Source organism: Arthrobacter sp. THG-b23 (genome assembly GCF_059091265.1).
Window position 1 is genome coordinate 16,265 of the sequence record NZ_JBNHGM010000007.1, and the last position, 13,569, is coordinate 29,833.

Annotated in this window: 12 protein-coding genes; 6 read left to right on the forward strand and 6 right to left on the reverse strand. The window is 70.4% G+C overall.

The window, feature by feature from the left end; translation table 11 throughout:
• The first annotated feature begins 12 nt into the window (after positions 1–12).
• From mnmA to AC5RVD_RS12825, 3 genes are all read left to right on the forward strand, one after another.
• Positions 13–1,149: a tRNA 2-thiouridine(34) synthase MnmA gene (gene mnmA, locus AC5RVD_RS12815; protein WP_494113558.1), complete on the forward strand. Its 1,137-nt coding sequence runs from the start codon at positions 13–15 to the stop codon at positions 1,147–1,149.
• A 145-nt stretch (positions 1,150–1,294) separates the two neighbouring features.
• A complete protein-coding gene (locus AC5RVD_RS12820; protein ID WP_494113559.1) occupies positions 1,295–1,660 on the forward strand; it encodes a chorismate mutase in 366 nt (121 codons plus the stop codon).
• A 1-nt stretch (position 1,661) separates the two neighbouring features.
• A complete protein-coding gene (locus tag AC5RVD_RS12825) occupies positions 1,662–2,735 on the forward strand; it encodes a uroporphyrinogen decarboxylase/cobalamine-independent methonine synthase family protein (protein ID WP_494127115.1) in 1,074 nt (357 codons plus the stop codon).
• 46 nt (positions 2,736–2,781) lie between these two features.
• Here AC5RVD_RS12825 and AC5RVD_RS12830 read toward each other — a convergent pair whose 3' ends face one another.
• The 6 genes from AC5RVD_RS12830 to AC5RVD_RS12855 all read right to left on the reverse strand — a co-directional run bounded on the left by AC5RVD_RS12830 (position 2,782) and on the right by AC5RVD_RS12855 (position 9,194).
• The gene (locus AC5RVD_RS12830; protein ID WP_494127116.1) at positions 2,782–3,423 is read right to left on the reverse strand and encodes a DUF4166 domain-containing protein; all 642 of its coding nucleotides are present in this window, start codon (positions 3,421–3,423) and stop codon (positions 2,782–2,784) included.
• A gap of 66 nt (positions 3,424–3,489) precedes the next feature.
• Positions 3,490–4,782, reverse strand: a complete 1,293-nt coding sequence (locus tag AC5RVD_RS12835; protein ID WP_494127117.1) for a DUF58 domain-containing protein — start codon at positions 4,780–4,782, stop codon at positions 3,490–3,492.
• A gap of 8 nt (positions 4,783–4,790) precedes the next feature.
• Positions 4,791–5,816, reverse strand: coding sequence for an AAA family ATPase (locus tag AC5RVD_RS12840; RefSeq protein ID WP_494127118.1), 1,026 nt, complete (start codon positions 5,814–5,816; stop codon positions 4,791–4,793).
• Positions 5,813–7,072 (reverse strand): DUF4350 domain-containing protein, encoded by a 1,260-nt coding sequence (locus tag AC5RVD_RS12845; protein ID WP_494127119.1) that lies wholly within the window; start codon positions 7,070–7,072, stop codon positions 5,813–5,815. The genes AC5RVD_RS12840 and AC5RVD_RS12845 overlap by 4 nt, the downstream gene beginning before the upstream one ends.
• Positions 7,069–7,764 carry a DUF4129 domain-containing protein gene (locus tag AC5RVD_RS12850; protein WP_494121648.1) on the reverse strand — a complete coding sequence of 232 codons (696 nt, stop codon included), beginning with the start codon at positions 7,762–7,764 and terminating at the stop codon, positions 7,069–7,071. The genes AC5RVD_RS12845 and AC5RVD_RS12850 overlap by 4 nt, the downstream gene beginning before the upstream one ends.
• Positions 7,761–9,194 carry a glycerophosphoryl diester phosphodiesterase membrane domain-containing protein gene (locus AC5RVD_RS12855; protein ID WP_494127120.1) on the reverse strand — a complete coding sequence of 478 codons (1,434 nt, stop codon included), beginning with the start codon at positions 9,192–9,194 and terminating at the stop codon, positions 7,761–7,763. Before AC5RVD_RS12855 ends, AC5RVD_RS12850 begins: the two co-directional genes overlap by 4 nt.
• Before the next feature lie 193 nt (positions 9,195–9,387).
• On the opposite strand from AC5RVD_RS12855, the gene mtrA reads away from it, so the two are divergent.
• Genes mtrA through AC5RVD_RS12870 form a run of 3 tightly spaced genes read left to right on the forward strand, consistent with a single transcriptional unit; the run spans position 9,388 to position 13,468 of the window.
• Complete coding sequence (gene mtrA, locus AC5RVD_RS12860) at positions 9,388–10,065, forward strand: MtrAB system response regulator MtrA (protein ID WP_493989146.1); 678 nt, start codon at positions 9,388–9,390, stop codon at positions 10,063–10,065.
• Positions 10,066–11,760, forward strand: a complete 1,695-nt coding sequence (gene mtrB / locus AC5RVD_RS12865; protein WP_494127121.1) for an MtrAB system histidine kinase MtrB — start codon at positions 10,066–10,068, stop codon at positions 11,758–11,760.
• Entirely contained in the window at positions 11,741–13,468 is a 1,728-nt protein-coding gene (locus AC5RVD_RS12870; RefSeq protein ID WP_494127122.1) for an LpqB family beta-propeller domain-containing protein, read from the forward strand. Before mtrB ends, AC5RVD_RS12870 begins: the two co-directional genes overlap by 20 nt.
• Positions 13,469–13,569: the final 101 nt, after the last annotated feature.

Here is a 13,569-nt window from a genome sequence, read left to right on the forward strand (position 1 = left end):
GGAAACGAATTCATGAAGGTACTGGCAGCGATGAGCGGGGGCGTGGACTCCGCTGTGGCGGCGGCACGGGCGGTGGAGGCCGGCCACGATGTGGTGGGCGTGCACCTGGCCCTGAGCCGGATGCCCGGCACGCTGCGCACCGGCAGCCGGGGCTGCTGCACCATCGAGGATTCGCGCGACGCCTGGCGGGCGTGCGACATCCTGGGCATCCCGTACTACGTCTGGGACTTCTCCGAGCGGTTCAAGGAAGACGTGGTGGACGATTTCATCGCCGAATACGCCGCGGGCCGGACGCCGAACCCCTGCATGCGCTGCAACGAGCGGATCAAGTTCGCCGCCCTGCTGGAGAAGGCGCTGGCGCTGGGCTTCGACGCGGTGTGCACCGGCCACTACGCCAAGGTGGTGGAGGACGCGCAAGGCAACCGCGAACTGCACCGCGCCGCCGACTGGGCCAAGGACCAGTCGTACGTGCTGGGCGTGCTGACCCACGAACAGCTCAAGCACTCCATGTTCCCGCTGGCCGAAACGCCGTCGAAGGCCGAGGTGCGCGCCGAGGCCGCACGGCGCGGGCTGTCCGTGGCGAACAAGCCGGACAGCCACGACATCTGCTTCATTTCCGACGGCGACACCCGCGGCTGGCTGTCCGAAAAGATCGAGATGGAGTCCGGTTCCATCGTTGACCAGGACGGCCAGGTCGTCGGCGAACACGACGGCGCCAACGCGTTCACCGTGGGCCAGCGGCGCGGACTCAAGCTGGGCCGGCCGGCGCCGGACGGCAAGCCGCGGTTCGTGCTGGAGATCCGGCCCAAGGAGAACAAGGTAGTGGTGGGACCCGAGGACCTGCTGGCCGTCGACCAGATGCGCGGCATCAAAGTCTCCTGGGCCGGCCTGCCGCTGCCCGAGGTCCAGGCGCACACCGAGTTCGACTGCATGGTGCAGGTCCGCGCGCACGGCGACCCGGTGGCGGCGCGGGCCCAGGCGGAGGTCGGCGACGACGGCCGCCAGCAGTTGGTCGTGACCCTCATCGAACCGATGCGCGGCGTGGCCCCGGGCCAGACCATGGTGCTCTACCAAGGAACCAGGGTGCTGGGCCAGGCAACCATCGACTCGGCGCGGTCGTTGAGCTGGGACCCGGCCAACGTTTCCTAAAAGGCGCACGCTTCGGGGAGCGGGACTCTTCCGGCCGGGCCGGAAGCGAACCTCCTCCGGCCTGGGACTGCCCGGAGGACCGGCGGTACTTCATAGAGCGGTAACCGGTGCGTCGACTGCGCGGGCCGAACCATAAACTGGTGGCATGACCGAGCCCCACCTTGCCGATGACTACGACCCGACCGCCAGCTCCCTCTCCGACCAGGTGGCGCCCGAGGTGATGGCGGAGCTGTTGGCGGTGCGCGGAAGCATCGACAACATCGACGCGACGCTGGTCTATCTGCTGGCCGAGCGGTTCAAGGCGACCCAGCGGGTGGGGTACCTCAAGGCCATGCACAAGCTGCCGCCGGCCGACCCCGACCGCGAGACCGCCCAGATTAACCGGTTGCGGCGGCTGGCCGAAGAAGCGCATCTGGATCCGGCCTTCGCCGAGAAGTTCCTGAACTTCATCATTTCCGAGGTCATCAGGCACCATCAGGCCATCTCCGACGAGCACAACGGCGGCAACTGAGATGGCGGCCGGATCCGACATGCCTGCCGCGGGCGCACCTGCAGCCGGCGGGCGGCCCGCCCACGTGAGCGCCACCGGGCTGGGCAGCTGGCCCGGCACGGAACCAGCCGAGGCTGCCCGCATCGTCCGCGGTGAACTCGGCGAGCCAAACCTGCCGCATCTGGTCGAGCTGCCGGACCGCGGCCCCGGGTCGGACCCCACCGGACGAACCGCGGGCATGCTGGAGGGACTGTTCATCGACCTGCAGCCGCACGGTTGGCGCCTGGTGGACCGTCCGGGCCAGGATCACCGCAGGGCTGTGTCCGCGCTGCGCACCGACCTGAACGTGCTGGCCGATGTGGCCGGCGCCGAAGACCGCCCCGGCAAGCTACTCAAGGTCCAAGTGCGCGGACCGATGTCCCTGGCGGCAAACCTGCACCTGCACAACGGCGAACGTGCCCTGATCGACGCCGGCGCCCGGCGGGACCTGGCCCAGTCGCTCGCGGCAGGTGCGGCCGGACACCTGGCCAACGTCAGGGCCGCGCTGCCGGCCGGCACGGATCTGGTGGTCCAGCTGGAGGAGCCGGAGCTCGATGCCGTGCTGGCCGGGACCATCCCCACGGCCAGTGGATACCGCACGCTGCGTTCGGTCGCCGCCTCGGAAGCCTCCGCCGCCTGGGACCTGGTGGCCGCCGCCGTCCGCGATGCCGGAGCCGTGGAAGTCGTCGCCCTGATCCCCGCCGCGGATTCGTCCCTCGACGCCGTGGCCGCCAGCGGCCTGGACGGTGTCGCCGTCCCCACAGGCGCGCTGACCACCCGGCAGTGGGAAACCATCGCGGCCGCGGTGGAAGCGGACCGAACGGTGTGGGCGGGCCTCATCGACCCGGCCGCAGGCACCGTCCCGCAGGTCAGCGCGCTCGTGGATTCCGTCGTTCGCCCCTGGCGGCAGTTGGGCCTGCCGTTGACGCGGCTGCCCCGGTTGAGGATCACGCCGTCCTCCGGCCTGGCCGGACACGCACCGGACACGGCGCGCGCGGTGGTCAAGCGGCTCACCCAGGCGGCGGACGCGCTCAACCAGGTTGTCGCGGAGGCCTGAGCCCGGGGGCCGGCCCACCAAACGCACGGCGGATCCGGCTGACTCCTTAGGCCACGAGGCTGTACGAGAAGGACCCGGAGTATTCCAGCACGGTGCCGAACTGGCGCTGGATGACCTTCGTCCGGATCCGGAAACGGCGCTCGGATCCATCCCACCACTGTTCGGTGAAAGCCGCGGCATCCAGCAGCAGCGGAAGCCCGACGCTGAGCGGGCCGGTCGCCAGCCGGCAGCGCCGCGAGGCCAGGCGCATCCGGCCGTCGGCGCCGACCGAGCACGCCACGTCCGTCAGCAGGCGGCCGCTGCGGCCCAGGGCACCGACGGCATGGCCCAGATCGCGGTCCCAGCTGGTCCGGTCCTCCACGATCCGGGTCCGGTCGTGGAAGCTGAGTGTCCTGACGGCGGTGAGCTCCGGCTCGCCGGGGGCATTCAGTGAGGCCCGGTTCTCGATCCTGAAGGGCACATTGTGCTGGTACTCGGGGAACAGGGCGTTGTCGCCGCTGGTCAGGCCGAGGAACGGCCGCAACGCCGGACGGGGGCAGCCGGCGACGTCGAACACGCCGGAGCCGATCCCGTTGGCTCCGGTTCCGCCGTCGTCCGCGCCGTCCGGGGCGAGCGAAAAGTATTCCTGCAGTTCGGGCTGGAGCAGCCGGAAGTCCGGCCCCAGCGCCATCCGGTAGACGGAAACCACTGCATCACCACCCGCGCCGGGAGGCGGGCCCGCGGCCACTGCCGCCGTTGACGGCGTCCACGACGGCTACAACCGTCCGGCGGCTTTGAGCCGGATGTACATATCCGCCAGCTGAGGGGGCAGTTCGTGCGGGTGAGCGTCCACCACTTCCGCGCCGAGCTGGCGGATCTGTGCGGCGACTGCTGCCCGTTCCAGCACCGCGCGCTCCGCGGCGGCGGCCCGGAACGTGTCGTCGACGGTGTCGCGGACGGTGCGCAGCCGATCCACGTGCGGATCGTTGACCGAGGCGACCACCACGGTGTGCTTGGCGCTCAACTGGGCCAGCACCGGCAGCAGCCCCTCCTCGGCCGCTCCGGAATCCAGCGCCGTCAGCAGCACGACCAGGGACCGGTGCGAGGACAAGGCGTGGATTTCCGCGGGTATCTGCGACCAGTCCGCTTCGATCAATTCCGGCTCCAGCGGGGCCATGGCGTTGACCAACTGGTTGAGCAGGTTGCCTTTGGCCGCGGAGGCGACCTTGGCCCGCGGCCGCCGGTCGAAGGCCAGGAAATCCACGCGGTCGCCGCCGCGCTCGGCGAGCACCGCCAGCAGCAGGGAGGCTTCGATTCCGGTGTCCAGCCGCGGCTCGTCTTCGATCCGTGCGGCCGAGGTGCGGGAGGTATCGAGCACGATCACCACCCGGCGGTCGCGTTCCGGGCGCCAGGTGCGAACGACGACGGCCTGCCGCCGGGCGGTGGCGCGCCAGTCGATGGAGCGCACGTCGTCGCCGCGCACGTAGTCGCGCAGCGAGTCGAACTCGGTGCCGGCGCCGCGGACCTGCACCGCCACCCGGCCGTCCAGCTCGCGCAGCTTGCGCAGCTTGGAGGGCAGGTGCCGCTTGGAATGGAACGGAGGCAGCACCCGCAGCCGGCCGGGCAGGCCGACGGTGACCTGGCGCGCGGCCACTCCCAACGGACCCAGCGACCGGACCGTGACATGCTGCGCCAGCAGGTCGCCGCGGCGTTGCGGCGTCAGCTGCACCTCGACCAGCCGCCGTTCCCCCGGTGCAAGGCGCACCGGCTGCTCCGGATTGGCGGCGCCGGCCGAGGGCTGCCAGCCGTCCCGCACCACCGCCCGCAGCCGGCTGCGGCCATGGTTCGCCAGCAGCAACCCGGCCGTCACCGATTCTCCCAGCCGCACATTCGACGGCAGCCTCCGCTGCAGCCCGACGCGGCGCGGCGAAAGCGCCAGCACCAGGTCCACGCCGACCGCCGCGGCCAGCAGCAGGCAGCACACCAGAACCGTGACGGGGCGCGGGAAGAGCATCAGCGGGATGATGCCCGCAAGGGCCAGCAGGACAAAACGTCCGGTGATCGCCACGGCGTCACTCAGCGGGGGACCGGCACGGTGGCCAGGATGCTCTGCAGCACGTCGTCGGCCTGCACGCCGTCCATTTGCGCCTCCGGCCGCAGGCCGACCCGGTGCCGCAGCGCCGGCAGGGCCATCGCCTTGACGTCGTCCGGCGTGACAAAACCGCGGCCGTTCAGCCACGCCCACGCGCGCGAGGTGCTGAGCAGGGCGGTGGCGCCGCGAGGCGAAACGCCCAGCTGGAACGACGGCGCCGAGCGCGTGGCCCGGACCAGGTCCACGATGTAGCCGACCACCTCCGGCGCGATCGCCACCCGGGCCACGGCGGCCCGGGCCTGGACCAGGTCCCCGGCGGAGGCGGCGGCCCGCACCCCGGCGCCACGCAGGTCGCGCGGGTCGAAGCCCTGGCTGTGGCGGCGGATGATTTCGATTTCCGCGTCCCGGTCGGGCAGGTGCATGGTGAGCTTCAGCAGGAAGCGGTCCAGCTGGGCTTCCGGCAGCGGGTAGGTGCCCTCGTATTCCACCGGGTTTTGCGTGGCCGCCACGATGAACGGTTCGGGCAGCTTCCGGGACATGCCGTCCACCGACACCTGGCGTTCTTCCATCGCTTCCAGCAGCGAGGCCTGCGTCTTCGGCGGCGTCCGGTTGATTTCGTCGGCCAGGAGGATGTTCGTGAAGACCGGGCCCTCGCGGAAGCGGAATTCGGCGGTGTGGGTGTCGTAAATCATGGAGCCGGTGACATCGCCGGGCATCAGGTCGGGGGTGAATTGGATCCGTTTCGTGTCCAGGCTCAGTGCGGCGGAGAGCGAGCGGACCAGCAGCGTCTTGGCGACGCCGGGCACTCCTTCCAGCAGCACATGCCCGTGCGACAGCAGGGCGATCAGCATCCCGGTGACGGTGGCATCCTGGCCCACCACTGCTTTCGCCACCTCGCTGCGGACGTCGTGCAGCGTCTGGCGCAGGCGGTCGTCGTCGGCAGGTGGCGTGGCGACGGCCGGGCCCCCGCCGTAGTGGGATGCCTGCTGCTGTCCTGGCTGATCGCTCATCGGTGCATTATCTCTTTCTCTAGCTGCTGCAGTTCTTGTGCCCAGGTCGCGAACCGGGCTTCGGTGCCGGGTGCCTCGTGGCGCAGGAGGCGCTCCACGTCCGCCCGCGGGCGGCAGCTGTCCCGGGCTACCGCATCGACGACGTCGGCGCTGGCGGCGCCTGCGGGCAGCCGCAGGTGGGCGGCGAGCCGGGTCAGGGTGGCGGCGCGCAGGTTGTCGGCGGCGTGGTTCACGGCCTTGGCACTCTGGTAAAGCCGGGCACGGCCCTCGATCGTCTCGGCCGAGCGGACCACCACCGGCAACGGCTCGGACACCAGCGGTCCGAGGCGGCGTCCGCGCCAGAACATCGCGGCGACGCCGACCCCCATGAGCCACAGGGACACCGGGAGCACCCAGCCGGGCAGCAGGCTCAGGGGGTTGACCGCTTCGTCGGACACCGGAAGGTCCTCCAGTCCCGCCCGGTACCACACCAGCCGCTCCGTGGCTCCCAGCGTGCGCAGTGCCAGCGCGGCGTTGCCGGCGCGGACAACGCCTTCGTTTCTGAGCACGTGTCCGGCGCCGAGCACGATGGTGCCGCCGTCGTCGGACACCACGAAGGGGGCCGCGTCCTCGGCGGGTGTCTCGAAGGCGAAGCACAGTTCGCTGCCGCCGCGGTAGGACAAGCCGCCGCGGGTGATTTCGCCGGCTGCGGCGGGACCGGGCACGCTGCAGCCGGCCGCGAGGTTGCCACCGTCGGCAGGGACGACGCCGGCGGCCCGGACGCCGGGGGCAAGTGCCCGCAACGCCTCGAAGCCGGGCTCGAGCAGCACGACGCGGGCGGCCCGCTCCTTCAGGGGTTCCAGCTGCCCGGTGGTCAGGTAGCCGTCCGGGTCGTGGATCAGCAAGGCGGCGTCGCCTGCCTTCAGCTGGTCCCGGGTTTCCTGCAGCGAATTCGTCGCGGTCACCTGCACGCCCTGCTGGCGGAGCACTTCGGCCACGGCCTTGGCCCCGTTGGGCGCGGCGTTGCCGGGGGAGAGGTCGGCGCGGTCGGCGGCCGGGCCGCGGAGCAGCTCCAGCGCTACCACGCCGCACAGCAGCACCAGCAACAGGAGCCAGAAGCTCCACCGGCGCAGCCGGTTGCGCAGCGTGGACAGCACCGAGCCGCCGTCGCCGATGGTTTCGGGCAGGGATCCGGGCGCGCCGCCGGTTCCGGTGGCGCCTCCGGCGAAGCCGCCGGGTGCTGCAACCGCCGGATCCGCGGCGCCGGCGCTGCTCATCGCGGAACCGCCAGCGGCGCCGGGCTGCTGCCGCCCGGGTGCGGCGTCGCCACGGCCAGGGCATCGTCCAGGGCTGCCAGCCGGTCGACGTCCTCACGCGTTGCCGGCACCTTGCCGTACCGCACGGAGTCGAACCGGGCGGCGGCATCACGCAGCCGCCCGGCCTCGGTGCTGAACGCGGCGGCGATGCCGGCGGCCGCTTCGTCGGCGGTGCGGCCCGGCTGGGGGTCCAGAACCACCCGCTCTTCCATCGATCGCACCAGCGCGCGGAACCGCTCGGTCAGCGCCGAGTCCCAGTCGCCTTCGGCCGCGGCAGCCCGCGAGTTCCTGCGGTGCTCGTCGGCTGTGAGCGGGACGGCGCCGTCGAACATCTCTGCCGCCGCCCGGCGGCGGGCGTTGCGCCGCGGTTTGACCAGCCACACGGCCGCGCCGATCAGCAGCAGAGCAGCCAGGACCAGGACCAGCGTGCCGAGATTGGGGGTGAAGCCATTGAGCTGGGCGATCAGCTCCGCCAGCCAGTCGAGGACGGCCTGCAGCACCGATTCCAGGACTCCGGGGCGGGCATCCTGGTATTCCTCCTTGGCCAGTTCGCGGACCAGCAGTTCACGTGCCTCTTCCGGTCCCGGCTCCACCGGAACGTCGAAGGGGACAGCTGCGAAGCCCCGCGCCACGCCCATGGGGTTCACGATCATGTGGACCATGGACCGGATGGCCCGGGAACCGCGGGGCCGGGCGCCGCGCCGGTGCCGAGTCCCGGGATGGTCCGGGTGTCCTGGCCGCCGGAGGCTTCATGCTCGCGCAACAGCACCACGTCGAACCCTTCGCGGCGGATCCGCAGGTCGATATAGACCAGGGCGATCACGGCCGCTTGGAAGGCATAGCCGATGGCCGAGAAGATGGAAGACAGCAGCATCGATACCAGCGTGAGCGGCCCCATGGTCGCCAGCATGCTCTCGGCCGATGTCGGATCGCCGAGCAGGGGACCGGCGAGTCCCACGATGAACGAAATCGGCATGCTGACCACGGAGGTGATCACCGTGACGATGATGGTGCACAGGAGGATGATGCCGAAGGTCCGCCACCAGCTGCGGTCGGTCAGCTGCCACGACCGGGCAAGCGCCCTAAAGAGCGGTGCGCGTTCCATGATGATGACCGCGGGCGCCAGCATCAGCTTGATGCCGATCCAGACCGACACCGCCGTCAGCCCGAGGATGATCAGCACGATGAGCCAGGCCGAGGACACGCCGAGCTGGTCGGCCAGGAAGAAGGAGCCGGCGACGATCGCGACCAGCGCGGCGGCAGTGAGCGCCAGATAGAGCAGGGCCAGCCCGACCAGCGCGCCGATCCGGCCCTTCGCGAGCGCGAACATCAGGCCAAAGCCGGTTTTCTGGTTAACCGCGGCCCGGGCCGTGGGAATGGCAAGGACGCCCTGCAGGACCAGGATCCCCACCCCGGACAGCAGGCCCAGCACCAGGGAAGAGATGATGATGGACAGGCCGAAGGCCACCGCGGACTCATCCGTGAGTTCCTCGTTCGCCATGACCTGCAGGCCGCCGAAGGCGGAGATGATCAGTCCGCCGACCAGCCAGGCCAGCGCGCTGACCACTACCTGGAGCAGCACCGCCGTCCCGAAGACCGCCGCGGCGTTCTTGCGGGCAGCCTGGAAAGCGCCGTCGAGGATTTCGCCGACGCCGAGCGGACGCAGCGGGATGACGCCCGGTTTCGGCGGGGCAACATAGCCGCGGTAGGGGCCCGGGCCGGGAGGGGCCGGCCAACCGCCGCCTGGCTGGCCCGTCCAGGCAGGCTGCCCGGGCCAGCCTCCCGGCTGCTGCCCGCCGGGCCCGGGCTGTCCCCACTGCGGCTGCGGGTTCCACCCGGGCTGGGCGGGCGGAGGCTGCTGGCCCCACCCGGGCTGGGCGGGCGGAGGCTGCCGGCCGGGCGGCGCCCACGCGGGTTCCGGCGCGCCGGGCGCGGGCTGTCCCCACACCGGCTGCTGCCCCCACGCCGGCTGGCCCGGCGCCTGGCTGTTGGAGCCGGCGGCGGAGTTGGAGCCGGGGCCGCCGGGGCCCTGGCCTTGCGGATCCCTGCTGTCGTGCCCGGCGTCATTGGCCCCGTGGCTCATCGCGTCCCGTCTTCCTCGTCTCGTGTCGCCGACGGCGGGAGGCCCCCGGCGAAGTGTTAGCCTCTCATCAGCCTATAGTTTCGGTCCGCCAGTTCCTATCATCCCGGGCGCGGGCCCGGCCGTGGGCGCGCTGTCGGTGTGCCCTGTGCGTCGTTACGCCAGGGATGAGGTGAATAGGGAACAATAGGGAGATATGAAGGCACGCATTCTGGTCGTAGACGACGACGAGGCCCTGGCCGAAATGATCGGCATCGTGCTGCGCAACGACGGATTCGATCCGGTGTTCTGCGCGGACGGCGCCCAGGCCCTTGAGGTCTTCCGCAGCAGCAAGCCGGACCTGGTGCTGCTCGACCTGATGCTCCCGGGGCTGGACGGGATTGAGGTCTGCCGCCAGATCCGGGGCGAATCGGACGTTCCCATTGTCATGCTGACGGCCAAGTCGGACACCTCCGACGTGGTTCGGGGCCTGGAATCCGGCGCCGACGACTACGTGCCCAAGCCGTTCAAGCCGGCAGAACTCGTGGCCCGGGTGCGCGCCCGCCTGCGGCCGGGAGACCAGCGGGCCCCGGAGACCCTGCGGATCGCCGACGTGGTGATCGATGTTGCCGGGCATGTGGTCCACCGCGGGGACGAGAAGATCTCGCTCACCCCGCTGGAATTCGACTTGCTGGTGGCCCTGGCCCGGAAACCCTGGCAGGTCTTCACCCGCGAATTGCTGCTGGAGCAGGTCTGGGGCTACCGCCACGCCGCAGACACCCGACTGGTCAACGTCCACGTCCAGCGGCTGCGCTCCAAGATCGAACGCGATCCGGAAGCCCCCGAAGTGGTGCTCACGGTACGCGGCGTCGGCTACAAGGCCGGCCAAGGGTAAGTGGAGCCGGTTCTCAACCGGTGGACAGCCAAGCTGAAGGCGGCAGCTGAGGCCGCTTGGCATGCCACGCTGCGGGCCCGCGAGTTCCTGAACCGGAAATGGCGGCGGTCGCTGCAGTTCCGCACGGTGACGGCCGCCGTCCTGCTCACCGCCTTCGCCTTTATGGGCGTCGGCGCGTTCCTCTCCAGCCAGATAGCCTCCGGGCTCTACCAGGAGCGGGTGAACCAGGCGGAGGCCGAGTCCCGGCGCGGGCTTTCCCAAGTCAAGACGATCTTCGAGAGTTCTTCTGCCAGCGACCGTTCGACCGTCTCCAGCATGGTGGCGGACACGCTGAAACTGCTGGAAGGCACCGGCGCCGAAGCGCCGCGCTACTACCTGCTGACGCCGCTGCCGGGCGGCCAGAACCTCTACGTGTTCAGCCAGTCGAACACCTCCATCACCGCCAACATCATTCCGGAAGGGCTGGCCCAGGAAGTCGCCACCGGCACCGGGCAGTACCGCCAGGCGCTCGCCCTGCCGGTGGGCGACAGCGACGTCCCCGCGATTGGATTCGGCACCAAGGTGTCGCTGCCGCCGGGCAATTCCTATGCGCTGTACCTGATCTACGACCTCTCCTCCGTGCAGCAGACCCTGGACTTTATCCACCGGGTGCTCTGGATCGGCGGCGGGTTGCTGCTGGTCCTGGTCGGCGGCATCGTCTGGCTACTGACCCGCGCCGTGGTGCACCCGGTGAGCCAGGCGGCGATCGCGTCGGAGAAGCTGGCGGCAGGACAACTCCAGGAGCGGCTGGAAGTCCGGGGCGAAGACGAACTCGCCCGGCTGGGCGCCTCCTTCAACCACATGGCAAACAGCCTGCAGGAGCAAATCACGCAGTTGGCCGCGCTGTCCGAAATGCAACAGCGGTTCGTCTCCGATGTGTCGCACGAACTGCGGACGCCGCTGACCACGGTCCGCATGGCCGCGGAGGTGCTGTACGAATCGCGCGGGGACTTTGATCCGATCAACGCCCGCTCCACCGAACTGCTGTACAACCAGGTGGAGCGTTTCCAGGCGCTGCTGGCCGACCTCCTGGAAATCTCCCGCTTCGACGCCGGTGCTGCCGCGCTGGACGCGGAGGCGACCGATCTGGTGGAGATCGCCCGCACCGCGCTCGACTCCGCCCAGCCGTTGGCGGACAACAGCGGGTCGGAGCTGCGCCTGATCGCCCACGAGCCGCGCTGCATCGCGGACATGGACCGCCGCAGAATCGAACGCATCCTGCGCAACCTGATTGTCAACGCGCTGGAACACGGCGAGGGCAAACCGGTGGAGGTGACGGTCGGGGCAACCGACGACGCCGTGGCCGTTTCGGTCCGGGACTACGGCATCGGGATGACGCCCATGGAAGCCTCCAGGGTGTTCGACCGCTTCTGGCGCGCCGACCCGGCCCGGGCGCGGACCACAGGCGGCAGCGGCCTGGGGCTGTCGATTTCCACCGAGGATGCCCGCCTCCATGGCGGCTGGCTGCAGGCGTGGGGGGAGCCGGGCAACGGTGCCTGCTTCCGGCTCACGCTGCCGCGGCACAGCGGCGGCACGCTCACGCATTCGCCGCTGCCGCTGCCGCCGGCCGGTGCCTCGGCGTGGCACGGGCAGCTGGTGGCCGAGAATGTGCTCCTCGAACGGCAGGAGGAAAACGGTGTTCCGGATCCCAGCTGACCCTGCCCGCCTCGCCCGGCTGCGCGCCGTCGTCGTCATCCTCTGTGCCATGCTGGCGCTGGTCTCCTGTTCCTCCATCCCGATGTCGGGGCCGGTGGGCACAGTCCAGGCCGATTCGGGCGAAACCGGGGGAACCGGCTACACCTTCAACCCGCCGGGGCCGTCGCCGGGGGACACGCCGCAGCAGATCGTCGCCGGCTTCATCCAGGCGGGCACGGCCACGCAGGACGACTACCGGATCGCGCGCGAATTCCTGGCTCCGGACCTGGCCGGCGAATGGCAGCCGGTGCAGCGGACGCTGGTGTACCGGAACGTTGTGAGGATTGTCGGGTCGCCGTCCGAAACCGAATTCGTGCTCCAGGTGGAGGTCGATACCACGATCAACGAATCGGGCGTCCGGACCCAGGCCGAGGAAGGGGCCACCGAGTCGCTGCCGGTGGAACTGACCCAAGTGGACGGCGAATGGCGGATTTCCAGCGTTCCCGACGGAACCATGGTCTCCACGGTGGACTTCCGCAGCTTGTTCTCTCCGTTCAACCTGTACTACTACGACCCGACGTACACCTATGCCGTGCCGGACGTCCGCTGGTTCGCCAACCGGCAGGGCATTTCCGCGGCCATCGTGGCCGCCATGCTGGAGGGGCCGGCACCGTACCTGGCCGGCGCCGTGATCAGCGCCTTCCCGGAAGGCTCGCAGCTGGTGCGCCGGGCCGTGCCGATTGAATCCGGTGCCGCCAGCGTGGACCTCTCGGCCGAAGTCCTGACGGGCACCACGTTCCTGCGCCGGCAGCAGATGCAACAGCAGCTGGAGCTGACGCTGGGAGGGCTTAATACTGTCTCTACCGTCCAGATGACGGTGGACCAGCGGGAAGTGGATCTGGGCAATACGCCCGATCCGCAGTTCCAGGCCGCGGTGACGGACCCCGCGGTCGGCAATGTGCAGATCGGGGTTTTGGACGAGGAACTGGTGTTCTACGAGGGATCGCGGCCGGTCAAGCCGGAGGGCCTGCCGTCCGTGGAACGGTTGCGGCCGCGCGAACCGGCGATGTCGCTGGACCAGGAACGCTTTGCTTTCCTGACCGCCGAGCGCGACCGGATGTTCGTGATCGGCGGGGACCGCCGCGCGGTGGAGGCGGCATCCGGAAGCAACCTCACCGGACCCAGCGTCGATCCCTTCGGCTGGGCCTGGGCGGCGGCCGGAGACGGCAGCGGGAAGGTCTCCGCGGTTTCCATCGAAAAGCCGGACGAAGCGGTCGCGGTCAGCGCCCAATGGCTGACGGAACGGACCGTGACCGAGCTGCAGATTTCCCGTGAAGGCTCCAGGGCGCTCATCACCACCCGTGAAGGCGAGAGCACCTCGGTCTATATCGCCGGCGTCGTCCGCGACCAGGACGGCAGGCCGCGAGGCATCACCACGCCCAAGCGGCTGAACCCCTCGGTGCCGGTGGACTCCGGCGTCTGGGCCGACGAAGACACCGTCGTCGTCATGCAGGCCTCGCCCGAAGAAGCGGTGACCGCGGAGGTGCTGAACCTGGACGGCAGCACCCTGCGGACCGCGCCCCTGCAGGGGATGGTGGAGATCAGTGCCGGCAACGGCGACCAGGACGTGTACGCCCAGACCAACGAGATGCTCTACATCCGCGTCGGCAACAGCTGGGCCCCGCAGCGCAATTCGCCGCTGGTCATCGATCCGTCCTTCCCGGGGTAGCCCCCCTCCACAGCCGCCCGCGGCCCGGGCCGTCTCCACATCCGGTGTCCGGTCACCCCGGGCGTGGCCGGGCGCGGCCATGCTGGAGGCATGGCAGGGAC